Source organism: Chitinophaga sp. (assembly GCF_035761305.1).
Lineage (GTDB): Bacteria > Bacteroidota > Bacteroidia > Chitinophagales > Chitinophagaceae > Chitinophaga.
On the sequence record NZ_DASTRI010000241.1, the window covers coordinates 1 to 26,432 of the forward strand.

Annotated in this window: 26 protein-coding genes, 1 tRNA gene and 2 pseudogenes; 7 read left to right on the plus strand and 22 right to left on the minus strand. The window is 47.9% G+C overall.

Annotation, left to right across the window (positions count from 1 at the left end):
• Positions 1-111: 111 nt before the first annotated feature.
• From VFS25_RS20370 to VFS25_RS20380, 3 genes are read right to left on the minus strand one after another with little or no spacing between them, the layout of a single operon-like run.
• Positions 112-1,464 carry a serine hydrolase domain-containing protein gene (locus VFS25_RS20370; protein WP_326464022.1) on the minus strand — a complete coding sequence of 451 codons (1,353 nt, stop codon included), beginning with the start codon at positions 1,462-1,464 and terminating at the stop codon, positions 112-114.
• A 37-nt stretch (positions 1,465-1,501) separates the two neighbouring features.
• Positions 1,502-1,714 (minus strand): helix-turn-helix transcriptional regulator, encoded by a 213-nt coding sequence (locus VFS25_RS20375; RefSeq protein ID WP_326464023.1) that lies wholly within the window; start codon positions 1,712-1,714, stop codon positions 1,502-1,504.
• Between the two features lie 2 nt (positions 1,715-1,716).
• Positions 1,717-2,343, minus strand: coding sequence for a DUF2975 domain-containing protein (locus tag VFS25_RS20380; protein WP_326464024.1), 627 nt, complete (start codon positions 2,341-2,343; stop codon positions 1,717-1,719).
• Between the two features lie 122 nt (positions 2,344-2,465).
• On the opposite strand from VFS25_RS20380, the gene VFS25_RS20385 reads away from it, so the two are divergent.
• A complete protein-coding gene (locus tag VFS25_RS20385; RefSeq protein ID WP_326464025.1) occupies positions 2,466-2,816 on the plus strand; it encodes a hypothetical protein in 351 nt (116 codons plus the stop codon).
• 8 nt (positions 2,817-2,824) lie between these two features.
• Here VFS25_RS20385 and VFS25_RS20390 read toward each other — a convergent pair whose 3' ends face one another.
• From VFS25_RS20390 to VFS25_RS20400, 3 genes are all read right to left on the minus strand, one after another.
• A complete protein-coding gene (locus VFS25_RS20390; protein WP_326464026.1) occupies positions 2,825-3,256 on the minus strand; it encodes an Hsp20/alpha crystallin family protein in 432 nt (143 codons plus the stop codon).
• A gap of 164 nt (positions 3,257-3,420) precedes the next feature.
• Positions 3,421-3,921 (minus strand): nucleoside triphosphate pyrophosphohydrolase family protein, encoded by a 501-nt coding sequence (locus VFS25_RS20395; RefSeq protein ID WP_326464027.1) that lies wholly within the window; start codon positions 3,919-3,921, stop codon positions 3,421-3,423.
• Between the two features lie 12 nt (positions 3,922-3,933).
• On the minus strand, positions 3,934-4,512 hold the full coding sequence (locus VFS25_RS20400) for a TetR/AcrR family transcriptional regulator (RefSeq protein ID WP_326464028.1): 579 nt from the start codon (positions 4,510-4,512) through the stop codon (positions 3,934-3,936).
• Positions 4,513-4,632: 120 nt separating this feature from the next.
• On the opposite strand from VFS25_RS20400, the gene VFS25_RS20405 reads away from it, so the two are divergent.
• A complete protein-coding gene (locus tag VFS25_RS20405) occupies positions 4,633-4,767 on the plus strand; it encodes a hypothetical protein (RefSeq protein ID WP_326464029.1) in 135 nt (44 codons plus the stop codon).
• 313 nt (positions 4,768-5,080) lie between these two features.
• Positions 5,081-5,152: transfer RNA gene (locus tag VFS25_RS20410), tRNA-Glu, on the plus strand.
• A gap of 200 nt (positions 5,153-5,352) precedes the next feature.
• Here VFS25_RS20410 and VFS25_RS20415 read toward each other — a convergent pair.
• Together VFS25_RS20415 and VFS25_RS20420 are read right to left on the minus strand one after the other, a co-directional pair.
• Positions 5,353-5,841, minus strand: a complete 489-nt coding sequence (locus VFS25_RS20415; protein WP_326464047.1) for an RICIN domain-containing protein — start codon at positions 5,839-5,841, stop codon at positions 5,353-5,355.
• 231 nt (positions 5,842-6,072) lie between these two features.
• A pseudogene (locus tag VFS25_RS20420) lies at positions 6,073-6,336 on the minus strand (glycoside hydrolase family 76 protein); the annotation flags it as partial.
• A gap of 452 nt (positions 6,337-6,788) precedes the next feature.
• Between VFS25_RS20420 and VFS25_RS20425 the strand changes: the two are divergent.
• The 3 genes from VFS25_RS20425 to VFS25_RS20435 all read left to right on the plus strand — a co-directional run bounded on the left by VFS25_RS20425 (position 6,789) and on the right by VFS25_RS20435 (position 8,663).
• On the plus strand, positions 6,789-7,364 hold the full coding sequence (locus VFS25_RS20425) for a Crp/Fnr family transcriptional regulator (protein WP_326464030.1): 576 nt from the start codon (positions 6,789-6,791) through the stop codon (positions 7,362-7,364).
• 95 nt (positions 7,365-7,459) lie between these two features.
• Complete coding sequence (locus tag VFS25_RS20430; RefSeq protein ID WP_326464031.1) at positions 7,460-7,918, plus strand: DoxX family protein; 459 nt, start codon at positions 7,460-7,462, stop codon at positions 7,916-7,918.
• Between the two features lie 133 nt (positions 7,919-8,051).
• Positions 8,052-8,663, plus strand: a complete 612-nt coding sequence (locus tag VFS25_RS20435; protein WP_326464032.1) for a pirin family protein — start codon at positions 8,052-8,054, stop codon at positions 8,661-8,663.
• A gap of 123 nt (positions 8,664-8,786) precedes the next feature.
• Here the strand turns inward: VFS25_RS20435 and VFS25_RS20440 are convergent, their stop codons facing one another.
• From VFS25_RS20440 to VFS25_RS20460, 5 genes are all read right to left on the minus strand, one after another.
• A complete protein-coding gene (locus VFS25_RS20440) occupies positions 8,787-10,904 on the minus strand; it encodes a sulfatase-like hydrolase/transferase (RefSeq protein ID WP_326464033.1) in 2,118 nt (705 codons plus the stop codon).
• Between the two features lie 59 nt (positions 10,905-10,963).
• Positions 10,964-12,352 carry a M28 family metallopeptidase gene (locus VFS25_RS20445; protein ID WP_326464034.1) on the minus strand — a complete coding sequence of 463 codons (1,389 nt, stop codon included), beginning with the start codon at positions 12,350-12,352 and terminating at the stop codon, positions 10,964-10,966.
• A 248-nt stretch (positions 12,353-12,600) separates the two neighbouring features.
• Positions 12,601-13,356: a type I methionyl aminopeptidase gene (map, locus tag VFS25_RS20450; RefSeq protein WP_326464035.1), complete on the minus strand. Its 756-nt coding sequence runs from the start codon at positions 13,354-13,356 to the stop codon at positions 12,601-12,603.
• A 143-nt stretch (positions 13,357-13,499) separates the two neighbouring features.
• The gene (locus tag VFS25_RS20455) at positions 13,500-16,229 is read right to left on the minus strand and encodes a glycoside hydrolase family 78 protein (RefSeq protein ID WP_326464036.1); all 2,730 of its coding nucleotides are present in this window, start codon (positions 16,227-16,229) and stop codon (positions 13,500-13,502) included.
• 78 nt (positions 16,230-16,307) lie between these two features.
• Positions 16,308-17,171 carry a DUF4349 domain-containing protein gene (locus VFS25_RS20460; RefSeq protein WP_326464037.1) on the minus strand — a complete coding sequence of 288 codons (864 nt, stop codon included), beginning with the start codon at positions 17,169-17,171 and terminating at the stop codon, positions 16,308-16,310.
• Between the two features lie 148 nt (positions 17,172-17,319).
• Between VFS25_RS20460 and VFS25_RS20465 the strand changes: the two genes are divergently transcribed.
• Complete coding sequence (locus tag VFS25_RS20465; protein WP_326464038.1) at positions 17,320-17,691, plus strand: hypothetical protein; 372 nt, start codon at positions 17,320-17,322, stop codon at positions 17,689-17,691.
• Between the two features lie 125 nt (positions 17,692-17,816).
• Here the strand turns inward: VFS25_RS20465 and VFS25_RS20470 are convergent, their stop codons facing one another.
• The 9 genes and pseudogenes from VFS25_RS20470 to VFS25_RS20510 form a co-directional block, all read right to left on the minus strand.
• A complete protein-coding gene (locus VFS25_RS20470) occupies positions 17,817-19,103 on the minus strand; it encodes a lytic transglycosylase domain-containing protein (RefSeq protein WP_326464039.1) in 1,287 nt (428 codons plus the stop codon).
• Positions 19,104-19,152: 49 nt separating this feature from the next.
• Positions 19,153-20,607: an Asp-tRNA(Asn)/Glu-tRNA(Gln) amidotransferase subunit GatA gene (gene gatA / locus VFS25_RS20475; protein ID WP_326464040.1), complete on the minus strand. Its 1,455-nt coding sequence runs from the start codon at positions 20,605-20,607 to the stop codon at positions 19,153-19,155.
• A gap of 133 nt (positions 20,608-20,740) precedes the next feature.
• Positions 20,741-20,971: a twin-arginine translocase TatA/TatE family subunit gene (locus VFS25_RS20480; protein WP_326464041.1), complete on the minus strand. Its 231-nt coding sequence runs from the start codon at positions 20,969-20,971 to the stop codon at positions 20,741-20,743.
• 186 nt (positions 20,972-21,157) lie between these two features.
• Positions 21,158-21,505, minus strand: a complete 348-nt coding sequence (gene rplS / locus VFS25_RS20485) for a 50S ribosomal protein L19 (protein ID WP_326464042.1) — start codon at positions 21,503-21,505, stop codon at positions 21,158-21,160.
• Between the two features lie 254 nt (positions 21,506-21,759).
• The gene (gene trmD, locus VFS25_RS20490) at positions 21,760-22,434 is read right to left on the minus strand and encodes a tRNA (guanosine(37)-N1)-methyltransferase TrmD (protein WP_326464043.1); all 675 of its coding nucleotides are present in this window, start codon (positions 22,432-22,434) and stop codon (positions 21,760-21,762) included.
• Between the two features lie 42 nt (positions 22,435-22,476).
• Positions 22,477-22,998 (minus strand): ribosome maturation factor RimM, encoded by a 522-nt coding sequence (gene rimM / locus VFS25_RS20495; RefSeq protein WP_326464044.1) that lies wholly within the window; start codon positions 22,996-22,998, stop codon positions 22,477-22,479.
• Positions 22,999-23,283: 285 nt separating this feature from the next.
• Positions 23,284-23,535, minus strand: a pseudogene (gene rpsP, locus VFS25_RS25395) (30S ribosomal protein S16); the annotation flags it as partial.
• A 178-nt stretch (positions 23,536-23,713) separates the two neighbouring features.
• Positions 23,714-25,039, minus strand: coding sequence for a signal recognition particle protein (gene ffh / locus VFS25_RS20505; protein ID WP_326464046.1), 1,326 nt, complete (start codon positions 25,037-25,039; stop codon positions 23,714-23,716).
• 220 nt (positions 25,040-25,259) lie between these two features.
• Positions 25,260-26,135 carry a sigma-70 family RNA polymerase sigma factor gene (locus VFS25_RS20510; protein ID WP_213086907.1) on the minus strand — a complete coding sequence of 292 codons (876 nt, stop codon included), beginning with the start codon at positions 26,133-26,135 and terminating at the stop codon, positions 25,260-25,262.
• Between the last annotated feature and the right edge of the window lie 297 nt (positions 26,136-26,432).

Sequence of the window (26,432 nt, forward strand, 5' to 3'; positions counted from 1 at the left end):
GCAGACCTGCAGACAGGAAAAATAATAAAGGAAATACCGGCTAAAAAGTAGCGGTGCAACAATTCGCTTATTTTACTTCCTTTTGCCTGATCTTATGGATTGGCGAGACCTTTATCTTACTTTCTTCGCTGGTATTTTTTGGCCATTTCGATAAAAGTACAACAAGTCCACCTGGCCGTTTTCTATAACAAATTCCAGCCTGACCTGCTCCGGCTTAAATACCTTAAAGAAGAAAAGTTGGGGTTTAACCGGTTGTATTTCATAAGCAACGTCGCCCCTTATCTGAAATATCAGTTGGCTGCCACTAAGCGAAATATCTATGATCTGCTGCGCTGCTATCTCGTAACTGCCTACATATTGCCTTAAAACATTCTGCGGGAGTTGTATAATGGGAGGTGCTGCGGATATTACCGGCAAAGGCTGCTTATACAGTAGCGCCATGGCGAGGCGCGCTATGTCGCTTACTTTACTGTTGCCCTGGTTACTTAGCACAATTATGCAGGCATCGTCTGAGGGCATACGATTAATGTGAGCCTTAAACCCGGCGATACTACCCGAATGAGATATTCTTTGCCTGCCATATAATGAATCGGTAAACCAACCATAGCCATAATTGCCAATGTCCTTCTTATAGGCTTGTAAGATGGAACCTGCCGTTAGCAGTATATGGTCCTGCAGCGCCCGATGAAAAATATATAAATCTTCAACGGTGCTGTAAATGGCTCCCGTTGCAAACGAAACTGACGGGTGGACAGGGCCCGCCGCCTGGAATTTATTTTTAGTGTAACCCTGGTAGCCTACAGCGAGGTTTCCGGCCTTTTCAACCGGTGGACCATAACTGGAATGCACCATCCCAAGTGGCTCAAAGATCATTTCCTCGAGTGCCTGTCCATAAGACTTTCCTGTGGTTTTTTCAATTATATAGCCCAGCAATATATAGCCTGAATTACAGTAGCTGAATTTTGTACCTGGTCTGAAATTTACCGGCCTATCTTTAAAGAGGGCTATCATGCTATCCAGTGATACCGGCTTTGACTGGTCGACCGACATGAAATGCTGGTCGTTGGTGTAATTAAATATCCCTGAGGTGTGAGTTAGCAGTTGATGAATGGTTATAGAATCGCCGTTAGGAAACGATGGATAATATTTGCTCAGCTTATCAGACACCGCAAGTTTTCCTTGCTGCTGTAGCTGCAAGATCAGTGTTGCGGTAAAGGACTTGGTAAGCGATGCAATATTGAAAATGGTGCCCGGTGTGTTTGGCGCTGCAACTATAGCATCTCTCAACCCATATCCTTTTTTCAAAAGAACCTTCCCGTGACGGGCAACCAAAATAGAGCCTGAAAACTGTTGGTTCTTAGTATAAACTGCTACAAGGCTGTCGATGCTGCTTATTTCCGCCTGGGCAAAAAGGGTTGCTACAGGTGCCAGCAGCACCAGTCCAAGAAAGACTATGTGTTTCATGATTATGGTATTATATGAAGAGTAGAGTAATTATCGCTCATTTCTTTTGAGTTACATATTCCAGGATGTCTGCGGGTTGGCATTCCAGGACTTCGCAGATCATTTCCAGGGTCGAGAAGCGAATGGCCTTCGCCTTTCCAGTCTTCAAAATCGACAGGTTGGACATCGTAATTCCGATTTTTTCGGATAGCTCAGTAAGTGGCATTTTTCTTTTTGCCAACATGACATCGAGATTAACTATGATAGGCATGGTTAAATAGTCAATTGGTTCTCTGAATATAATTCAACGCCTCTGCGATATACCACAGCAATAGCAAGCATCAATAGGCCAGCCCAGATACCAAAACCGATTTGGGTCAAAAGTTCGATCCCACTAAAATATCTGTTTGCAAGCGAGTTGAATATAATATAATTGATGCCTTTTGCAACGTCCGAAGCGATCAGGACCAGGCCTATATTGCGAATACGTGCTGGGTTGGAGTCGGCAAATGGCTCTCTTACAGAAATAGAATGGAAGATGCGACGCAGTTGCGCCATTCCATATAAAATACCCGCGGTGAATAACAAGGTTAGAAAATAATTATAAATACCTAACGGTGAGCGATAGCCTACTAACAACAGATAGTGGTTAGGCGGCCGTTGAAGGGCTGCCAGCTTTCCCTCAGAGAATGTATAAGGGGATTCGTTTTGAGTTCCGGATCCAAAATGCATTACGTCAAAACTTAGAGGAGGCTGATGAGAAGGGTTCTCAAGTTTGCTGCTTCCTTTAACTAACCGATATGTGCGAATGCCAACAACGGCAACACTTATAATCAAAATAAGGTAGAACATAATGTCGACAAATCGCCGGGTGATCATGAAAGTTCTTTGTCCTAGCATAGGTTATTTTTTTCAAGGTAAAACTATGCTGTATTTCCCGAATTTCAAAATTTATTTATTGTTTTTCGATAAATAAACCGCCTTTGTCGATATATACAGACTATTGATTAAACGAGATAACAATGATCAGGCACTTTATTCGCTCGCCCGGTTCTTTTACTGCTTATGGCCGCCAGTATCTTGCTATGAATACCATTCGCCCCCGCGTCAATCAGTTAGATGCCGGAGAAAATATTATCTTCTATTTCATTAATTTATCTTTTTTCAATAGTGAATCTTACGAAAGCGAAGATTTTGCTAATGCGGTGCTAAGCGCAGCCAACCTGAACCAGGCGCGGGTTTTGCCGGTGCTTTCAGCCGAACGACAAAGGAGGTGCCAGTTGGTGCATTATACACTGCATAAAAAGAGGCTGCACCACCCGATACAGCCCCGTTACTTTCTTCTTACATCTTTTTTTCAACAGCAGGTTTAGCTCGGTGCTTATCCTACCTGGATAGTACGCGGCTCTTTTTGTTTTGCTTCTTCCTTTTTCGGAATAGTGAGGTGCAGCAAGCCATTTTCGTAGCGGGCATTTATTTTATCCTCATCCACCACATCCTTTGCCAGCTCAAAGCTGCGCCGGAAAGACTGGTAGCTGAATTCCCGCCTTGTATAGTTGTGTTCTTTCTTTTCCTCCGTGTGTTCTTTTGCAGAAGAAATAGTGAGCACGTTACCGTCCAGGGTAATATCAAAATCCTTTTTCTCCATACCAGGCGCAGCAACTTCTACTTCAAATGCGTCTTTAGTTTCTTTGATATTCACAGCAGGCACTGTAGTGCTGGTAGATGAGAAGTTATTGTTGCCCCAGTTAAAAAGCTCGCGGCTGAAAAAGTCGTCGAACACTGAAGGGAATGAGCTTCCGCTCCTTTTCATAAGTGACATAGTTAACCTCCTTTTAAATAAGTGAACAATAAACTATTTTCATTACTTACAGGTTGATCAACCTTTTTTAATTTGCCACAATTGAAATGCCAGATTGCAACCGGCTGATTTTTTTTCAGCCGGCCTGTCATTTTTTTACAGGAGTGAAATTTTTGTCAGACCGGGGAAGGAGCGCCGCCCTCCTGCTTACCGCCCAATATGGCTTTCAGGGCAGGCGCAGCATAGTTAACCGACTTCAGGGTTTTATCATCCGCGGCGCGGTAAATAATGTACATACCATCCACTTCCTTATGATAAGCGTCGGTTTGCAGGTTGTTACGGTAATGTGCAATGGTTTGCTCGGCCTCTTCCTGCGTTTTGCAGGCTTTGCTCATATTGGAACGGTGCACTTCGTCAAACAGGTCGCAGAACTTATCTCCCAGGCCAAACTCCAGCGCAGTGCCGGCAAGCACATATTGCAGGTCGCACAACGCATCGGCTACCTCTACAAGATCGTTGGCAGCAATAGCATCTTTAAGCTCCTGCAGCTCTTCCTCAAAAAGCTGTATTCTTAATGCGCACCGCTGTGGTGAGGGGATAACGGGTTTTGCCTCAATAGGCACTTTAAAGGTTTTATGAAAATCCGCTACCTGTGATAATACTTTCAGGTCTTTCATTGCCGTTTAAGTTTATGCTTTTAATAAACGAATGAGCTGGGCGGCCAGCGCATGCAGCTGCTCCTTATCCTGGTACAGCACGTAATGCTGCCCCAGCCCGCTGAAGCTGGCTACTATTAGCTGTGAAAGCACCCCAGGATCTTTGTCAGGAGTGATTTCGCCTGCTTCCTGCGCCTTGGCTAACAGTTGGCGGAAAAGGCCGGCCAGCGCATCGTTATTATTCCTGAGCAAAGCGCGTACCTCTTTATCTGCTTCACACAGCTCAAAAGAGGATTTACCTATCATGCAGGCATGGTGGCCGTCGGCCATTTTATCGGCAATACTGTAAATGATATGGGTAATAGCGGCTATAGGCGACTGGTCACTGAACTCCATGCGCGGGTAGTGCGCAAAGTTGCATTCAATATAATTACAAAGGCATTGTACAAACAGCTGGTGCTTGCTGCCATAGGTATTGTAGATGCTGCCGGGGTTCAGATCCATAGACCGGCCCAGGTCTGTAATGGAAGTGCCGTGATACCCTTTTTCCCAAAAAGTATCGCGGGCTTTTACCAGCTTTTCCTGCTGGTCAAATTCAAGGCTGCGTGGCATAATACCATAAAAATAAATATTTTTGAGCGGTCACCTGCTATCATTTCCTTTTACCTGATAAACCCGCCGTCATGGAGAGCCAACGGGTGCCTTATCAGGGATTAACGGGCTTGCTTCCGGGTGGCTATACAAACCGTGGCCAGCCTGCTCACAGCCGGGCAATATATTATTTCCGGGCTGGACCGGCATTATGCGTGGTCGAAAGTACCGCCGGCGCTGGTAATTGGGGCAAATGCGGGGATATTGTGGAGATAGCGCCGGAACAACAGGTAGTAACATGCCCTGGTACGGCACCCGATGTATTCCGGGGCATTATTTATGTTCCTGTGCACGCCGCTTGCGCTGGGTTCTTACCGGACGCTGGTTGCCAGCTGTTTACTATGCGCAGCCATGGCAGTGCGCACTGGATGAGGAGCGGTTTTTATCAATCCACCTGGATGGCTACCGGCGTATATGAAACATACCCGGTACCGGCTGATACCAGGTATCTGGTGATTTTAACCTGCAGCGGTAAAAAATTTGGTTTTTGCTATCTTTTACTTACTTTTGCCATCCCTTAAACGGAAATGCCGCGTTGGTCAAGGGGTTAAGACGCATCCCTTTCACGGATGAATCACGGGTTCGATTCCCGTACGCGGTACAGTTTAAAGAGAGGATGTTTCAATAGTAAGAAACATCCTCTCTTTTTTAAATAAGCCCCCTATACGAAATTCTATGTTCCTTCTGCCGGGCATTTCCAGGTTGAGTTAAAAGATTTAACTATTAGCTGGAAGTGATTTCAATACAATCAGGCCGCCCAATCGCGATGTTGCCATTGGTAGCATCATTGGGGCCTATAATTTATAGTCTTATAAGTTGCCACTGTTCACTGTAGCCTCCGTGGTAACCATATTGAATAATGCTTGCGGATTCGGCAGTAGAACCACCAAGAACGTCCAGTACTTTGCCGGAATGAACGAAACTTAATGTGTAATACCCGCTTTCCGGTGAGGTGATAGACACCTTTTGATTATTCCAGCCAACATAATCCCAAATATGAACAATAGCCGCAGCTTCTGTAGATACATCCTTTACGTCGAGCACTCTTCCGCTACCTACATTAGTAACTTTATACTGTCTGTTGCCCAATCCGGTGATCGTCCAGCGCTGGGCATTAGTACCGTTCCAGGTGTACTGTTGTACAATGGTTCCATTTGCGGTATTGCCATCCCTGCAATCCAGCACTTTACCGCTGTTGCGGTTAACAATCCGGTAAGTACCATCGGCAACCGGCTCGTAGGGTTCAGCGGGGGTTACTGCCTGCAAAACAACAGCACCCTCAACTTCCATAGCCCGAACATCGCCTGTAGGAGTAGCCGCAGACCATACATTCCATGAAACGTTGTAATCATAGCGCCTCCAACTCCATGCTGCAAGGCATTGTTTAGTAAGGTACTCCCTGTATGTATTCCAGAGATTATTCTGGCTGGCCAGTAAACTTAATCCACGCACAAACTGATCCGCTCCAAAATCGCCATTCGCTGGTTTGTCCTGGTCCAGTATAGGCCATGTATTTATAACATGTGCAGCCACAAATTTTGCGTCGTCAAGATAGGAAGCTGTCCGCGTGATCTGGAAAAGCGCATTGGCTGCGTTAATAAACAATCCGCTGTTATAAATATTGTCGTCTGAATTAACATTCAGGCCACCGGGCCCCCAGCCTTCATACAGTCTTCCGGTAGTTGTATTTAAGAGCCTGCGTGCCCACGAATAGGTGGCGATACATTTATTCAGAATGTCAGTATTACCGGTGGCACGGTATAGCATGCAGCCTGCAATAATGAACGGATAATTACAATATGCTCATCTTTATCACAACGCGAAAAAAAGGCCATAACGCATAGCATTATCAGCAACAATTGTGTGGGTTTCATAGACTTTTTCATAACTTTTGGGTTTTGGTTAATGGTTAATAATACGTAGGGAGGTCATTATCAATAACAGGTAGTTCGTTCTCATACAACACCGGGTTATGATGCTTTAAGTAACAGGCCAAAGTAAATTATTAATGGAACAAGATAGGCGGCAATAGCCTTGCCTGGCAAAAAAATCCAACCGTTTTTAAAATTATATATCTTATAATCAATGTTTTATATTGCGGTTTATACCGAAAAATCCAAAGGGTAACTTACAGGAAACAGCTTTCCGCGGGGAAAGATCACTTGAAAAAGCGGCCTTTTGTGTTCTGGAACAACACATTATCTTTAGCACAGAAAAGCGATTGCAACTGAACGCTAATGCATGATACCCTTATACAGGAATTTAAAAAGCACATCAGGCTTACTGCTGAGGAAGAAGCACTCATAACAGCGTTCTTCCGGTATAAAAAGGTACGGCGGAACCAGCTGTTAGTGCAACCACCCGACATTGCCTTATACGAACACTTTATTATTAGCGGCTGTTTGGTTGAATATTACCTGGACGATAACGGCACACAGCATACCCTTTCTTTTGCGCCCGAAGGATGGTGGATGACGGACCTGCGCAGCTTTTTAATGAAACAGGAATCCAGGTACCATGTAGAAACGCTGGAAGACAGCGAGCTTTTAATCGTATCTAAAGAGGCATATGATGAGCTGCTGCATAAGATTCCTTCCCTGAACAACTATTTCAGAATACTGTATCAGAATGCAATTATTGGCCTGGAAGAGCGCCTGCTGAATGTGTTAAGCACCAAGGTGGATGAACGTTATCTTCGCTTCTTAAAAAAATACCCACAGCTTGAGAACAGGTTGCCCCAATACCTGATTGCCTCTTACCTGGGAGTTACACCTGAATTTTTCAGCCGTGTTAAGTCAAAAATTAACAGGTAAAATATCTTAAACTAGATCAATTTCCATTCTTAAGTTAGGTCATTGCCAGGTATCTCATAAGTTCCCAATTTTGTTCTCGTAAACTTCAAATAAAAATGAGAACACTAATTAATCGTATTACGGCTACTGAGCCCCGGGTTTCGCCGCTTATTTTAAGAGTTGTATTTGCTATTGTTTTGTGGCCGCATGGCGCCCAGCTGTTATTGGGATGCTTTGGCGGAAACGGTTTTTCCGGTACCATGCAGTATTTCACCACGCAGGCCGGCCTGCCTTCATTGATTGCCTTCCTTGTAATTTTCCTTGAATTTTTTGGCAGCTTATTGATCCTGTTTGGCTTATTCACAAGGCTGGTTGCACTGGCATCCATCATCCTGTTCATTGGCATGATCGTTACGGTACACCAGCAGTTCGGCTTTTTTATGAACTGGTATGGCAGCATAAAAGGCGAAGGTTATGAATACCACCTGCTTGTTATTGGCATACTATTGTCGTTAGTTGTTTCCGGCGCCGGAAAAGTAAGCTTAGATACATTACTCCATAAAAAAACAAAATAAAATGCCTGGTTTAAAATATTCCCCGGTTATACAAATTCCTGAAGCAAGGCATGGTGAGTTTTCTGCTTTTCAGGCCCGGCATAATACTTTTGGCGGGTTAATGAGCCCTGTGCTTGGATTTGATCATTTCAGAATGAAAAAAGATGTTTTTGGCGCGCATAAACATATGCATATGTCTGCCATCAGCTATCTCTTTGAAGATTCAGTGCCGTATCATAACCAGGACTCTATGGGAACAGACCTTATCATAACCCCCGGCAGCCTGCTATGGACCTGGGCAGGAAAGGGTGTTGTTCATCATGAAGTTCCTACAGTGGAGGGAAGAGAGGTACACGGTCTGCAGCTATTTTTGGATATTCCCCCGGAGAACAGGGCATTACCGCCCAGGAGCATTTATATCCCTGTAGAAACAATGCCGGTGGTATCGGCAGACGGCTTATCTGTAAAAGTAGCCATGGGATCAGCGGGTGATGCAGTAAATACCAACAGTACGCCGGAACCGGTAACCTTGCTGGACATTCAGCTTAATGCAGGGAAAACCACTGACTACACGCTACCGGCAGGATGGAATGGAACTATTTACCTGCTTTCCGGCACCCTACAGCTCAATAGCAGGTTTACCCTGAACAAAAACGAAGCGGTTTCCTTTGGCACGGCAGGCATTCATGAAAAAATAATATTGGCTGCCGGCGCCGACAGCCGCTTGCTGCTGATCAGCGGTCCTCCGGTTACAGGAAACTACTAGGCCCATATCACTTTCATGCAAGGCACAGTATTGTGTTGGCCGGATTTTACCTTCATTTTAGATGAATGATTTTACATCCCTTTTGGTCAGCCTCTTTACTACCTCCTGCAAACAGCAGCCGTATTATTCGTGATAAAAAACCCAGGCCGGTATTTCCTGTAAATTCAGGCCGGGCCCTTCCCACTGCAATGTCAGCAACGGTTTGTGACCGGTAGTATGCTTATAATATAACCGGAATGGGTGCAGGCCCTTCTGCAGCAGTACAGTGCCCTGTTTTTCAGTGCCGGGCCGGTAATCAAAATCTGCATCAATGATAACGGCATCGTGCACACGCAGCAATGCACCATCACCTGCACGCAGGTGAAAAGTGTAGGCGCCATCTGCAGGCACCTGTATGTAGCCTGTATAATACAGCGCCCCGCTTTTATCTTTTTTCGCCGAAGGCAGGGCCGGGCGGGCTGCTTCACCACTGTCTTCCGGTGTAAGGGTAGCCACGTCCGGCACCCAGGGAAAGTTACCGGTATAAGACTGCCATACTACCCCGGGATGCGCCTGTGTGGCCCTTACCGCAGGCATGAGGGCATTATCATAAGGCCTGGCCGCTGCCGTATCGGGCCGGCGTACCTCTAACACCCTGTTTTTCATTTGCCGCTGCAGCGAGTCTACAAATACTCCCGGCTGCAGATGGGCCAGGTTCTTTGTTTCCCCCGGATCTTTCACTACGTTATAAATTTCAAAATCGTCATCCTTTGACTTTATATCATAGCGTACGCCTACATAATCACCTGTTACAATCACCTGCATCTGGTTTCGTTTGCGCTTGCGATGCTGCGGGGCAAATTCTTTGAAGTTAGGTGTAGCGCCTTCCTGGAAATATTCTACATACACCAGGCTGTTACGCTGCTGCCCCTTGCCTGTTAGCGACGGCAGCAGGGAAACCCCGTCTGTACGCGCAGGAGCAGGTACACCGGCCATTTCCGTAAACGTGGGCATCCAGTCATATGCAATATTGGCGCTTGTAACAGTGCGGTGTGCAGGAATATGGCCCGGCCACCAGGCAATGGCTGGCATACGCACGCCGCCTTCCCAGCAATCGCGCTTAATACCGTCAAAAGGACCAAAACTGTTAAAGAAGTCAGGGTGATTGGGCGCATAGCTGTCCGGCAGGTACGATTCTACCGACGGCCCGTTATCGGATGTAAACACAATCATGGTGTTGTCATCCAGGTGAAGGTCTTTCAGCAAATGAACAATGTCGCCCACAGCGTCGTCAATACGCCTAACAGCAGAGGCATAGCGCTTATAAACATCCGGCCAGGGCACTTCAGCGGTTTGCGGATTGTTATCATCATCATAAGTGGCATTAGCGTAATCGGGGTATATATAGCTATCTACCTTACCGGAAGCGGTGTTGATCATATGTCCTGGCTGGTTGAGCCATTGCAGGCCGCCTGTTAACCCGCCGCCGGCCGGGTATGGTTGCGTGGCCAGTTCCAGCACCGCATGCGGGGTATCAAATGCCAGGTACAGGAAGAAGGGCTGCTTCGCCTTTGCTCCTTTTTCATGCATGGTTATCCATCTTTTGGCGGCAGCGGTCCACAGATCGGCGGTGTAGCATTTATCCAACCGCGCGCTGATCTCTGTGCGGTTTTCCCAAACCTGTTTAGGCTGGCGGTAAATGCCTTCCTTGGGGTAATGTTCATGCCCGTCAACATGGCGCATATATCCAAAAAAATAATCAAAGCCGCGGTTCAGGGGATGGGCGGGCCATTGGCTGCCGCCTGCATTCCACCTGTCATCGCCCTGCAGTCCCCATTTGCCAATAATGGCCGTACTGTAGCCTGCCTGGCGTAACGTGGAGGCCAGCGTGTGGTTATTCTCCAGCGCTTTGTCAAACTGGTTATCCCGCACATTAGCATGCCCCTGGCTTACTCCCAGCATCAGCGATGCCCGGGATGGGGCGCATACCGGCGCGGGGCAATACTGCCTGGGCAGCATGGCGCCCTCCTCTGCCAGCGTGTCCAGGTGCGGTGTAAACATCCACGGCTCACTCCTGTCATTTGCTTTTGCGCGTTGCTGCTGGTAGAAAGCGCCCAGATCGCCATAACCCAGATCGTCTGTTAAAATGAAAATGATATTGGGCTGTTTTTTCACGGTGCTTTGCGCTATGGCGGCTGTGTGCATTGCCATCATCACACCGGCAAACAGCATATACTTGTTCAGAGGGCTGCAAATATCCATTTCAGTATTTTATCGTTTTTCTTGAATAACGTGGTTTTTACTACTGCTGCATACGCTGCTTACTTTGCGGGCTTTGCCGGTACACTACGGCGGCGCGCCACCTGCGGTAATACCGGCAGGCTTTCATTGCCAGATGCTCCTACTGATTGCACGGCAAAAAAGTAATTGTCTTTTGAGTAAGGCAGCTGCATATCAGTTTCTGTAGTAAAAAATTTCTTTTGCCATACCGGGCTGCTGGACTCGCGCATGACTACATAATAACCTTTCACTTTACCGTGCAGCGGCGCCTTCCAGTGTAGTGTGGTAGCATTGCCAAGCCCAGCTACATCTACCAGCACATCCTGTGGCACAGCCGGCGCTTTGGCCAGGTTGGAAAGGTTCGCCAGGTTCATGGCGGTGTTCTTGCGCAGGTATTCAAAGTCCATAAACTTTTCCAGGTCGCCGTATTCAATACCGTTTTCTGTACGCAGGTCCTGGTGCTGGTGGTAAAAGTTCTCATTCATTTCTGTAATGCGCACTGCAGCATAACCGTTTTCTGCAAAAGGCAAATGATCGCCGCCGCGGAGGAAACGGTCGTTGCGGTAAATCATTACTACCTCCAGGTTATCTACATACCGCTCTCCTGTTTCCTTTACATAGCGCGCCAGCTGCCGCGCCTTGCCGTCATTTTCCCATCCCATTTGCCGGATAGTGGCGGCTGTGGCTGAATCCAGCTTATAGATCGGCAGTCCTTCGCTGAACACCCGCACCTGGGTATTATTAATGATGTTTGTTTCGTTACTGTTATTGCTGCCTACAATATCATTATTCAGCATCGCTTCAATATCCCACTGCTGCCGGCGGGCCTTGTCTGCCAGGAAGTGCGCGCCCAGCAATCCCTGCTCTTCTCCGCTTACCGTTACAAAAATCACCGTTGCCGGAAAGGCATGGCGGCTCATTACCCGCGCGCACTCTATTACCGCGGCGCAGCCGCTCCCGTCGTCATTAGCGCCGGGCGCAGTGCCGGTACGGTCCATTACATCGGTACGGCGGCTGTCCAGGTGGCCGCTGACCAGGAAAATGCGTTTATCATCCGGGTCTGTACCTTTTAGCACAGCCATCACATTACCCAGTACCACAGGCACGTCTACCCGCTTACCGTCAGGCCTATACGTAATGGTATCTATATAAGCGGTTAAGCGCCCGCCGGATTGTGCTGCAAACTGGTTGAATTTACTTAACACCCAGTTCCTGGCAGCGCCGATGCCGCGTTTGGAATCTTTTTGCGTGCTGAGCGTACTACGGGTGTCAAAACCCACCATGGCATGGATATAAGCCTGTAACGAATCTGCAGATACTTCCTGCACCATCTGCGCAATTTCGGGGTCACGCTGTATAATAACAGGTTGCTGTGCTTTTGCAATGATGGTACCGGTTACCAGCAATGCGGCAGTGAGGAAGTATTTCATATGCTGTTTATTTAAAGTGGACAATATGATCTTTAAATATAGAAAGCTGCAATCATATTTCAATGTACGCTGAAGTATTTCTTTGATACGTGTTGTAATGTTGCACCCGATCCTTTCGCCATTTATATGCAACAGCAAAACGGGATGCACACAACAATATGCGGGCGGTGTGCAGCTACACCGCTTGCCTTAACCGGCAAGGGATGCCTGTATACCGCCCCTGCCTGTTGTAAAATCCTGTAAATGCGTCAGATGCCGTTCGCCTGTGTAAGAATAACAGGCGCTCTATCGGTTATCATGATGGTGTGTTCATGTTGGGCAACAAAGCTGCCGTCGTTGGTAACCAGCGTCCAGCCATCACCTTTATTATACGCATAAGTAGCGCGGGTGGAGATAAAGGTTTCTATAGCTACTATGCTGTTCTTTTTAAAACGGCCTGTATTAAAACGGTCGTAAAAGCAGGGAATTTCTTTGGGCGCTTCATGCAGGCTGCTGCCTACGCCATGGCCTACCAGGTTTTTGATTACACGGTAGCCTGCTTTACGGGCCTCTGTTTCTATAAGCCGGCCTATTTCCGCAATTTTAACGCCGCCCCTGATGTGCTGTATGGCTTTATGCAGTATTTGCCGTGATGCATTCACCAGCGGCGTATGCTGGTGTATATCCTGCCCCAGCACAAAAGAACCACCATTATCTGCCCAATAGCCGTTCAGCTCACCGGAAACATCTACATTCACCAGGTCGCCTTCCTGCAGCACACGGGCAGAGGGAATGCCATGCGCTACTTCATTATTTATGCTGATACAGGTCCAGCCGGGAAAGCCATAAGTTAACCTGGGGGCGGATCTTACACCGGCAGCCTGCAGCAGCTGCCCGCCATATTCGTCTAATGCACCAGTGGTCATGCCCGGCCGCGCATATTCCCGCATTTGCCGCAGCACCCCGCCAACCGCTTCACTTACTTTTTTAATGCCTTCCAGCTCTGTATTGGATGTAATTGACATAGTAATTCAAATTTACAGAAATATTCATTATCAGCTGGCTGGCGGCGGGTGCAGCATTGCAACTGCGCTGCGCTTTTGTGATCTATTCCGGTAGCTGGCAGCCCACTTGTTCAACGGGCCGCCAGCTAAAATATTGATGCAGATCAAAGAGCGCCGCTGAAATGATAGCTGCCCGAGCCTACATTCACTACAACATATCCATTTTCTGTACCCTTTACCTGTATATCTTTTTGTGATGATATAGCCTGACCGCTTTCCTGTATACCTGCTGCATTGCTGCCAGGTATATAAATGGTGGCAGTGGTATTGGCAGGCACTTCTACATCCAGCAACAGCTGGCCATCGGCTATTTTCCAGCCGGCAGCCGCCGGCCCGTAATAGGTTTGCAGGCTGGCTTTTGCAAAGGTAATGCCGCCGCCCGGGTGTGGCTGTACTTTAATATGTTTATAGCCGGGTGCGTCTTCATAAGTGTCTAACCCCACCATGGCGCGATACATCCAGTCGCCAATGGCGCCGTATGCATAGTGGTTAAAGGAGGTCATGCCCGGATCCTGGAAAGTGCTGTCCGGCTTCATGGAATCCCAGCGCTCCCATATAGTGGTGGCGCCCATTCTTACAGGGTATAACCACGACGGATATGTTTTTTGCAGCAGCAGCTGGTAAGCCACTTCTGTTTGTCCGAAACGGCTTAAAACATGGCACAGGAAAGGCGTACCCAAAAAACCGGTAGTTAAGTGGTTATGATAATGCTGAATATTCTCCACCAGCTGCTGTACAATGCGGGGCCGCATTTCTTCCGGCACCATATCAAAATACAATGTAAGCACATAGGCGGTTTGGGTGCTGGACACCAGGCGGCCGTTAGGGGTAACATATTCTTTCAGGAAAGCAGCCTTTATACGGCGCAGCTGATCGGTATAATAAGCTACATCATCTGCTTTGCCTAATACATTAGCGGCGTTGATCATGATCTGCGCGGAGTTGGCCCAGAAACACTGCGCTACCAGGTACCGGTCTGTAACCGCAGATACTGCGTTGAATGCATCATTCTCTTCCGCGCGGTAAGAAAGCCAGTCGCCAAACTGGAAGCCGGTATTCCACAGGTCATTCTTAGCTGATTTTTCAATATATCCCAGCCAGGCTTTCATGCTGGGGTATTGCTCGGCTATCAGGCGCTTATCTGCATACGCCAGGTAATTGTTCCAGGGTACAATAGTGACAGCGTCAGACCAGCCGGTGGCACCCACCGGATCGGGGAAAAGCGCTTTTAAATTGGGAATTACAAACGGCACTGCGCCATTGGGCATCTGGTCAATTGCCACGTCTTTCAACCATTTGGCAAAAAAGTTATTCACCTGCCGGTTAAATGTAGCGGTGCGGGAAAACATGGCGGCATCGCCGGTCCAGCCTAAACGCTCATCGCGCTGCGGGCAGTCTGTTGGCACATCCAGGAAGTTGCCCTGCTGTCCCCAGCGGATGTTATGCTGCAGCTGGTTCACCAGCGAATCAGAGCAGGAGAACTGCCCCGTTAAAGGCATATCGGAATACAGCGCTACTGCTGTAAAATCAGCCGGGTTTAACGCACCATTAATACCTTTTACACGGATATAACGGAAACCATGGAACGTAAAATGCGGTTCAAATACTTCTGTACCCCCGCCTTTCAGGATATACATATCTTCTGCCCGTGCAGAGCGCAGGTTTTCAAAATAAGGCTCCCCTTTTTTATCCAGCACCTCTACGTGCGCAATTTTTACAGTATCGCCGGCATTGCCTTTTACTTTTACCTGCACCCAGCCCACCAGGTTTTGTCCGAAATCCAGCACCTTATCGCCTTTGGGCGTTGTAATTACTTTAACAGGCGTAAAGGTTTCATGCTTTTTTATCAGCTCGTTATAAGAAGCGGAGAGGTTGTTCAGCGATGCGGTTTCCGCTGTAACCGGCGTCCATTGGCTGTCGTCAAACCCTGCACCTGACCATCCGGCTTTTTGCCGGCGGGCGTCAAATACTTCCCCGTCGTATATTTCAGAAGATACAATGCCGCCGGTAGCGGCTTTCCAGCTGTTATCAGATACAATGGTTTCAGTAGTGCCGTCTGTATAATGAATATTCAGCTGAAACAACAGGGCGGCATCTTTCCCATAGGCATTCTTACGCTTGTTCCATGCAAGCGGGCCGCGGTACCAGCCGCTGCCTACCATTACGCCAACAGCATTATTGCCTTTTTGCAGCAGGTCTGTTACGTCATAGGCCTGGTAGGCCAGGTGCTGATGGTAGCTGGTCCACCCCGGGGTAAGGTAAGCATCGCCAATGCGTTTGCCGTTAAGCTGCGCTTCATACAAACCATGTGCGGTAATGTATGCCACTGCGGATTGTATTTTTTTGGATGTGCTGAAAGCTTTACGGAAAAAGGGCACATAGCCGTTGGCGCTGTCTGCAGGCAAGCCGGAGGTGATCCATTTTGCTTTCCAGTTACCGGCGTTCAGCAAGCCGGTATGCCAGTATGCCGGCGCGCTCCACCCGGATGTTTTGCCTTTGTTGTCCCATACCCGCACCTGCCAGGTATAGCGGGTATCGGGCTGCAGCGCAGGGCCCTGGTAAGCTACGTGTACAGATGAATCGCTGTTCACCTTTCCGCTATTCCAGACAACTTTGTTATTTGCGGATATTTTCAGCTCATAAGCGGTTTGCATTACATTGCGCCCGCCTGCTGCCAGCTGCCAGCCAAAACGCGGCTGTAATACATCCAAACCAACCGGGTTGGCCAGGTGCTCGCAACGCAGCTCCTGTACTTTAACCTGTGAAAAAACAGTGTGGGACGACATGAGTAATGCAGCACCTGCAATGGCCGCCAGAACGTGGATATTTTTCATGCTGTTTAGATTATGACGTGTTTTACAAATATCCTATACAGCGTTGTAAAAGTGTCCTATACTGTCCTACCTGTTGCTTTATACCATCCTGCTCCTCCTCAAATACCACCACACAAGCCCTAACAGCAGCAGCAAAGGCCATAGCTGCACCAGGAACAGCGTTACACTGCGGAAAGCGTCGGCGCCGCCGTGCAATGCAGTCAGCAGCTCCGTACCAAAACCGGCCCGGGTTGCCTGGCGCGGGTTTACCACCACCTGCACATCTGCCGCCTGCGGCTGGAACAGCTGCACCGTAAAGGTGGCATAATTCACATCATCCAGGAGCTCCAGGTTCCTGATCTCCCGGTCAATGGCATACTCCTTTTTCCGGTCCTGGTAAGTTATTACCTCCAGCGGCGTGCTGTCTTTCGCGGCTTTTACAGGCGTTGTGCCTACAGCCTTGTTTTTTAGCGCGTAGGTGAGGTAATCCCAGGTGCGGTCCTGCTCTTTTAAAGTACGGTAATCAATAAACGCCGCCATACCGGTAAGCACCTGTACAACCGTGTCCAGGCTGGCGGCAGGCACGCGGAGGGTAAGATTGGCGGTAGGGGTGTACAGTTGAATGCGTTTCAGCGAATCTGTAGTGTAGGCAATTTCCTGCTGCAAACCTAAATCATTCTGCAGGCGGCTTTCCACTACAATGCCATGCAGGGCCGTAACAGTATGCTCCAACGCGGAGGCGGCGCTGAATACATTATTTACCCGGCAACGCACATCTGCCGTGCGCACCCTTTTACGCGACGGGGAGTTCAGCGCAGTAATATCATTGGCAAACCGGGTAGAGTCTGCCTGCACTTCGTAAGCATCCCCGCTGGCAGCCGCGGCAGGTTCGCTGTAGCGGGCCGGCTGGCATGCAGCCAGCGCCAGTAAGGGCAACATCAGGTAAGAAAATGAGGAACGCATAAGGTATAGTATTTCCACTTTATATCGGTTGCCGGCTAAACGTAACCGCCGCAAAAAGTTAAAATAAACCTAAAGCGTTTATACATTGGAAAACAATCATCAGTAAAAAGGCGGCCGGCAATAACCCCACAATAACAAAAAAATTGTTATGAAAATGATCATTAATATTATCTTAGGCTTAAATCAACTATTCCAAGCAGGCACCGGCGATCCTATGCACCGGTGTGGCCTTATCCCTAACCGCAAAAACAGTGATATGAAGGTAGATAAAGACAAACTCACAGAAATTATTAATACCTCCTTCCCCTCCTATAAGGTAGACGTTATGGCTTTTAATTCAGGCGTGATCGTGATAGATGTATTCCGGTCCGGCGATGTGGTGGCGATCCAGTACGATGGTGAATCCTATATAGGCGTATCTGTGGTGCCTGATACAAAACGCGCCGGCGGCGCCGGTTTGCCGCAGAATGTTTTTCATACCGTGAAAGAGTTCGAGGATTATATTAAGCGCATTGCATAATAATAGCTATCCGCAGCAAAACGTACATGGCCTTTCCCTGAATTTACCAATACTTTTCAGCATAGTTGCCTCCATAAAAAAAGGACCGCCTGAGCGATCCTTTTCTGTTTATATTTTTTGATTACTTATTTCTTTTTCCTGGCGGTGGTGGTTTTAGTACCCGTGCGCTTTTTGGCAGCTATGCTTTTCCTGGCCGTGCTATGTTTTGCAACAGTAGCTTTTGTTTTGTTAGCGCCAGCAATTTTAGCTGTACCGGCGGTTGTTTTCCTGGCTAAGGAATCCTTTGCCGGGATTTTGGCCGGAGGCGGAAATTTGGCCCTGCTGGCTGCCGTTGCCTTATCATCCAGCGTCATTTGAACGGACTCTTTTAGTATTTCGTCCTTTTCATTCATGAACACCTTCATTTTCTCTTTAGGCACCCGCAGGTCATAGCTGTTATCCGGGCCGGCCATTGTTTTTGCAAAATCAGGATTAAGGCGGTTCATTTCAGCCAGTTCCACATTCAGCTTTTTGGCAATGGCTTCCATCCGGTATTTACCGCTGATGTTAAATTCAACCGTGTTGAACATATCTTCTTCTGTAAGCTCAGAAGGTCCTGCGGTAGTGAAAGAAGCCGGCTTTTCTACAGATGCGGCTACGCTGCTGTTGTTATCATCGTCCCCTACACCGAAGAAGTTATTGAACCTATCCAGTATATAGCCGGTGGCAATGAACTTGTATACATGGTTGCGGGACTCTGACGGCAGAAAGTATTGCATGCCCCAGAAATCGCTGCGGCCACTGGCTTTCATGGCACGCTGCACACCGCCTGCGCCGCAGTTGTAGGCGGCCACTACCAGCAGCCAATCGCCAAACTGCTCATACAGCTCGTTCAGGTATTTGGCAGCAGCCAGGGTAGATTTGTAGAAGTCTTTTCTTTCATCCACTTTCTTACCAACCGTAAGGCCAAAGATGCGGGCGGTGCCGGACATGAACTGCCAGGCGCCCACGGCCCCAACCCTGGAACGGGCATTGGTATTAAAGCTGGACTCAATTACAGCCAGGTACTTCATTTCTTCAGGAATACCATTTTCCTTGAAAATTTTCTCGATCATTCCGAAATAGGACTCGCCCTTTTCCAGCATGATCTGTAAATGCTGGCTGTAACGGGTAGCATAGGTATTAATATAACCGGCTACCAGGTTGTTATTGATCTGTTCATATACTTTGGGACTACGAATGCTGGAGGGCAGGGTGGCTGCGCCTCTTCTTACCGCCATTGTAGCGGCGGTAGTCGCCAAAGGTGTAGTAGTATCTTTCGGCAATTTTACCTTTCTCATAAGGATTGCCGTGTCCGGTGCTGCCTCCTGGGGAGCAACCATCTCTTTAGATACCACATTGCCATCTGCCGCAAACGCACTTGTCACACTCATCGCTGGCAACAGCAGTAGTAAAAAGATTTTCCTCATACACATTTTTATTTTAAACAATAGTGACCTGTTTCACTGAAATCATTTGCATTACGTGATCCGCAATGTTTAACAAGTTCGCTTCGTCAAATTGCTTTGTGATGATCTGCACACCAAAGGGCATTCCGTTTGAATGCCGGCGCAAGGGGACGGAAATTGCCGGCACCCCTGCCAGATTTGCCAGTACCGTATAGATGTCTGCCAGGTACATGGCGATAGGGTCTTCGGTTTTTTCTCCAATTTTAAAAGCTGTACTGGGAACAGTTGGCATTAAAATGGCATCATATTCGGCTAAAATCTCTGATAGTTTGTCAACTACCAATCTGCGAACCTGTTGCGCTTTTGTGTAATAGGCATCATAATAGCCAGCACTCAGCACAAAGGTCCCAAGCAATATACGACGTTTTACTTCCTTACCAAACCCTTCGGACCGGCTTTTTTTGTAGAAATCGGTCAGGTCCAGGTCTTTTTGAGCGGTTCTGTGGCCATATTTTACCCCGTCAAAACGCGAAAGGTTAGAGGAGGCTTCTGCCGTTGTTAATACGTAATACGCGGGTACCACATAATCAAGATAGGCAAAATCAGTGGCCGTTACGGTGTTTCCGGCTGCTTCCAGCTCGCTAAAACAGGCTGAAAAGGCCTGCTGCATTTCTGCATCCAGTCCCGGGTGATGCAATGCATCTTTTAAATACGCTAATTTATACGTTTTATTGTGCAACAGGGCTGCCTGATAATCAGGTACTTCCTGCTGCGCTACCGTGCTATCGTACTCATCCGGTCCGGCAATCACCTGTAAAACAGCTGCCACATCAGCAATATTCCTGCCAAAAATCCCTATTTGGTCAAAAGAAGAAGCGTATGCAATAAGCCCGTAGCGGGAAATGCGGCCATAGGTAGGTTTTAACCCCACTATACCGCAAAAATCGGCCGGCTGCCGTACGGAGCCACCGGTATCGGTTCCCAGGCTTACCTGGCATAAGCCAGCCTGTACTGCCACCGCAGAACCGCCGGAAGAGCCGCCCGGTACCCGGGTTTCATCCAGCGCATTCAACACCGGCCCGTAGGATGAGTTTTCATTGGTTGAGCCCATGGCAAACTCATCGCAGTTCAGGCTGCCTATAATAATAGCATCCGCTGCCAGCAATCTTTCAATTGCCGTAGCGGAATATAATGAAGTAAACGCTTCCAGGATGCGGGAAGCTGCGCTTACTTTATGCCCTTTATAGCAAATTACATCCTTATTACCTATCACAACCCCTGCCAGCGGGCCTACCGGTTCCCCTTTGCGGATGCGGGCATCCAGCTCACGGGCTTTTTCAAGGGCCTCTGTTTCATATACTTCCAGGAAGGCATTCAGGTGCCGGGTTTGGGCAATGCGGTCAAGGTAATAGCGTACTGTATCCGTACAGGTTGTACTGCCGGCGTATAGGGCTTTATGAAAAGACGATATACTGCTGAATTCAGACAATGCTAAACCAGTTAAAATCCTTTAATGTTAAATTGATGATATGGTTAAATTGGGCAATAGGTTGATCTATTCCTTCAATTTAACAATAAAGCTAGGCTCCGTAACAGTTTCCGGTATCGGTGCGTAACGGGAATTACTTCTTAACGTCGGAGGTAGAAGGTTCTTTCATCCCTTCTTCAATTTCCTGGCGAACGTTATTCTTTGCATCATTAAACTCACGGATACCTTTACCAAGGCCGCGCATTAATTCGGGAATTTTTCTTCCTCCAAACAGTAACAGTACTACCAGTGCAATAAGCAATAATTCAGTCATACCCAGGTCTTGGAACAGCAGAAGTGGTGATTTTACAATAACGGCAGTCATTTTCTCAGTTTTAAAAGTTCAGTGTACAAAGATAGACCTAATAATTGGTTTTTTGTGAGGCGGCCGGGAGTTTAAGTAGATTTTAACCTTACGCCCGACAAGCATTCTGAGCAATAGGTTATAGCAAAAAGAAAACGGAAACCGTTATAAACGGTTCCCGTTTCACTAATTTCCCTGTATTGTATACTAAACCCTTTTCTCTTTAATACGGGCTGCTTTACCGGCGCGCTGACGCAGATAATACAGCTTAGCCCTTCTTACCTTACCTACCTTGTGCAGCAGGATAGAATCAATATTGGGTGAAAATAAGGGGAAAACCCTTTCCACACCTACACCATCAGAGATCTTACGCACGGTAAAAGAGGCAGTAAACCCGGTACCCTGGATTTTCACCACGTCCCCTTTAAAGGACTGGATCCTTTCCTTGTTACCTTCCACAATTTTATAGTTAACGGTAACATTGTCACCGGCTTTAAACTTCGGATACTCTTTTTTTGCTGTCAGTTGCTCGTGAACAAAAGAAATAGCGTTCATCTTTCAATTATTTATGGGAGGGCAAAGGTAAGTATAGAATGTGCAAGTTCCAAATTATTACGGAAAAAAGTTGCCGGGGAATAGTGAAGCCGGGGGCAAGTGATCAGCGGTTAGCGATGTTAACCCGGTGGAGAGGCCCGAATAAGCGGTTACCCCTGGCTTTTAATAGGCCGAAACCAACTATAGCGCGCTGCCTGTATTTAACCCTTTGCCGCCAGCTGGTTAGATCGTAGCTATGCCGCACAGCTAACAGCTTATTTCATTAAATCCGGGCGGCGCCGCCGGGTGCGTTCCACTGCCTGGGTATGCCGCCAGTCCTCAATTTTACGGTGGTCGCCGCTCAGCAGCACCTCCGGTACCTTCCAGCCCCGGAACTCTTCCGGCCGGGTATATACGGGCGGCGCCAGCAGGTGGTCCTGGAACGAGTCGAACAGGGCGGAGGTTTCATCATTCAGCACCCCGGGTATCAGCCGGCCTATGGCATCTACCAGCACGGCAGCAGCCAGCTCCCCGCCGGACAGCACATAATCGCCAATGGAGATCTCCATGGTAATAAAATGCTCCCGGATCCGCTCGTCGATACCCTTGTAATGGCCGCACAGCAGCAGTAAATTACCTTTTAATGACAATTGGTTGGCCATGGACTGGTTCAGGGTAGCTCCGTCAGGGGTCAGGTAAATAACTTCGTCATAAGCAGTTTTAGCCTGCAGGTGCTCAATGGCATTCACCACCGGCTCCATCATCATTACCATACCAGCCCCGCCGCCAAACTGGTAATCATCTACCTGCTGGTGTTTGAAGGTAGAGTAATCCCGCAGGTTATGCACCTGTATTTCCAGCAGTTCCTTTGCCTGTGCCCTTTTAAGAATGGAGTGCGAAAAGGGGCTTTCCAGCAGGCCCGGTTGTACGGTTATGATGTCGATACGCATTGTTATAAAATTTCATAGCTGATGATAAACGCGGGGCGGCCGTTACCCCAGATAAATATCCAGCAGGCCTTCGGGCAGCTGCAGGTGCACCACCTGCTTTTTCCGGTCAATTTTTACCAGTGACTGGTCGTTCAGCGGCAGCAGGGCCTCTTTACCCTGTATCATTACTTTGGCCAGCACCTGCATGGGCATTTCTATTACCTCTTCAATAATACCCAGTTCGCCCTGTACAGCATCCTGCACGGTAAAGCCCAGGAGCGACAACGGCGCTGCCGAAGCGGCTTGCTGCTTAAAATCTGCTTCCTGCAGGTACACCGGCAGCTGCACCAGCTTTTGCGCCGCCTCCCTGGTATCAATTCCTTCCAGCTTTACATAGGCGTGCTCATGATCTTTGGCGCTGGCTTTTTGCAGAAAGTAGGGAATAAAGCTGTTCTTCCTCTCTTCCACGAAAAGGGCTTCCACCCCTTTAAGGGCGCTCCTTTTACCCAGGCTGTGCCGCAGTATCAGCTCTCCCTGCAGGCCAAAAGTAGCTACCAGCTTACCAATGCTAAAGTAATTGTTCATGATCCTTAAACGTTGCGTGCCGCAGTGAATGTTCAAATAAAAAAAGGAAATATTTGCGTACAAATATTTCCTTTTCAGTATGATTAAGCAAATAGCTTACGCTTCTGCGTTTCCACCTTCAGCAGGTGCATCTTCTACCCTTTTAACAATCGGGGTAACCGCACGGGCTTTCTTGTGGGAATCGCGGCGGGCAGCTACTTTCTGCTCATGTTCTGCCTGCCATTGCTCAAATTTCTTGTAAGCTGTTGGCTCATCAAACAGACCTAACTTAACCCCTCTCAACAGGTGTTTCAGGTACAGCACACCTTTGAAAGAAAGTATTCTCCTTACCGTATCAGTAGGCTGGGCGCCTTTCTGCAGCCAGCGTAACGCTTTTTCGGTATCAATGTTAATAGATGCCGGAACGGTTAAGGGATTGTAGGTACCGATTTTCTGGATGAATTTACCATCCCTGGGCGCGCGTGCATCGGCTACCACAATGAAATAGAAAGGTCTTTTCTTCGCGCCATGACGTTGTAATCTGATCTTTACTGGCATAAATAAATCGAGTTATTTTTTTGCGAGTTATAAAAAAAATATATAGGGGTGCAAAAATAATAGTTTAATCGTGAATCTCAAAATAATTTCCAATCAATTTCGTAGGCGGCATGCTGTAATCTATTGCAGGCCATTGCGTTTGAGCAAACCGGCCGGGATTACGGCTGCCGGCTGTTAATTACCGGCCCATTGCTTTCAGTCCTTTGCCTCCTGCCCCCATCTTATTCATCATTTTCATCATTTGCCGCATTTGCTCAAACTGCTTCATGAACTGGTTCACATCCTGGATCTCCTTGCCGGCGCCTTTGGCAATGCGCCGGCGGCGGCTGCCGTCAATAATATCCGGGTTACCGCGCTCCTGCGGGGTCATGGAGCCTATCATGGCTTCTATGCCTTTAAAGGCGTCGTCGCTGATGTCAATATCCTTAATGGCCTTGCCTACCCCGGGTATCATGCCCATAAGGTCTTTCAGGTTACCCATTTTCTTGATCTGCTGCAGCTGCTCCCGGAAATCATCAAAGTCGAACTGGTTCTGGCGGATCTTCTTTTCCAGCTTTTTGGCCTGCTCTTCGTTAAACTGCGCCTGGGCCCTTTCCACCAGGGTGGTAATATCGCCCATGCCCAGTATACGCTGCGCCATACGCTCGGGGTAAAACACATCCAGCGTGTCCAGCTTTTCGCCCATGCTCACAAACTTGATGGGCTTTTCTACCGTGTACTTAATGGTTAAGGCGGCGCCGCCACGGGTATCGCCATCCAGCTTGGTAAGCACCACGCCGCTGAAGTCGAGCCGGTCATTAAAGGCTTTGGCGGTATTTACCGCATCCTGGCCGGTCATGGAGTCTACCACGAACAGGATTTCCTGCGGCTGCACTGCCTGGCGGATGTTGGCCACCTCTGTCATCATGGCCTCATCTACCGCCAAACGGCCTGCGGTATCTATAATAATTACATTATTCCCGTTTTGTTTGGCCTCTTTAACAGCGTTTTCCGCTATTTGTACGGCATTTTTATTTTCCGGCTCACTGTATACCGGCACTTCTATTTGCCCGCCCAGCACTTTTAGCTGGTCAATAGCCGCGGGGCGGTAAATATCCGCTGCAACCAGTAACGGCTTTTTCCCCTTCTTGGTTTTCAGGAAGTTGGCCAGCTTTCCCGAGAAGGTGGTTTTACCGGAACCCTGCAGGCCGGCAATAAGTATGATGGTGGGGTTGGCCTTCAGCTCCAGCTCTGATGCGGTGCCGCCCATCAGCTCTGCCAGCTCGTCTTTCACAATTTTTACCATCAGCTGGCCGGGTGATATGGCGGTAATTACCTTTTCACCCAATGCTTTATCTTTTACCCGGTCGGTAAACTCTTTGGCAATTTTATAGTTCACATCCGCATCCACCAGCGCACGGCGTATTTCCTTTACGGTGCTGGCCACGTTAATTTCAGAGATACGGCCCTCCCCTTTCAGGAGTTTGAACGCGGAATCCAGCCTTTCTGATAATGATTCAAACATTAGTTAGATCGATTAGTTGTTTTACGGATCAAAGTTACATTAATCGCGCATGATTGCGGCCCTGGATGCCGGTTTTAGCGCAACAACAAAAAAAATGGTGAATATGCGAAGATATTCACCATTTGCATGTGCGAAATTAAGTTTTTACGGCTTGATTACAAAACCAGCGTAGATTACAAAAGCCAGCAACGCTTACGCTCACTAAAACCTTTTAGCAAACTTAGCTGCCTAAATAGTTCCTGAGTAGTTTACTGCGGGAGGTGGTACGCAGCTTGGTAATCGCTTTATCTTTTATCTGGCGTACACGTTCCCGGGTAAGGCCAAATTTTTCACCAATATCTTCCAGCGACATCGGATGCTCTACTGCAATACCGAAGTACAGCATTATCACATCTTTCTGGCGGTCGGTAAGGGTAGAGAGGGAGCGTTCTATTTCCCGGCGCAGGGAATCGTGATGATCCAGCTCCTCATCGGCGCTGACTGCATTGGGATTTTCCAGCACGTCCAGCAGGGAGTTGTCTTCGCCGTCAATGAACGGAGCGTCCATTGATACGTGGCGGGCGGCTACCCCCAGGGTGGCTTCTACCTCTTCTGTATTAATTTCCAGGATGGTGGCCAGTTCGTCGGGAGAGGGCTCTCTCTCAAATTCCTGTTCCAGCTGGGAATATGCTTTGCTTATTTTGTTGCTCAGGCCCACTTTGTTCAGGGGCAGGCGTACAATGCGGGACTGTTCGGCCAATGCCTGCAGAATGGATTGACGGATCCACCACACGGCATAGGAAATAAACTTGAAACCGCGGGTTTCATCAAAACGCTGGGCGGCTTTTATTAAGCCCAGGTTACCTTCATTAATGAGATCACTGAGCGACAGGCCCTGGTTCTGATACTGTTTAGCCACGGAAACCACAAAGCGCAGATTGGCTTTGGTTAGCTTTTCCAGTGCGCGTTGGTCACCCTGCTTAATACGGATGGCCAGGTTCACCTCTTCCTCCGGCGTAATCAGATCTACTTTTCCAATTTCCTGCAAGTACTTTTCCAGGGATTGTGATTCCCTGTTCGTAATCGACTTCGTGATCTTGAGTTGGCGCATTGACATAAGAGTCGGAACAGTTACAGGTTATTAATAAAAAGTTAATTTTTGACGAATACCAGACAAAAATAACTTTTTTTAGACACCACCCAAAAAAAATAATTAGTTGTTAAACCATTTTCAAGCAAAATCGATTGACTATTTGTAAGCTTTTGCTCAAAGAGTTGAGGTGGTTTTCCATGAAAAAAAAGTGTCTAATGTACTCTTAATCAACGTACATATATTAACTATTATTATAATAATAGCAATTTTTATAAACCATCAAACAAATGCCGGAATTGATTAAAAAAAAACAGGAAATTA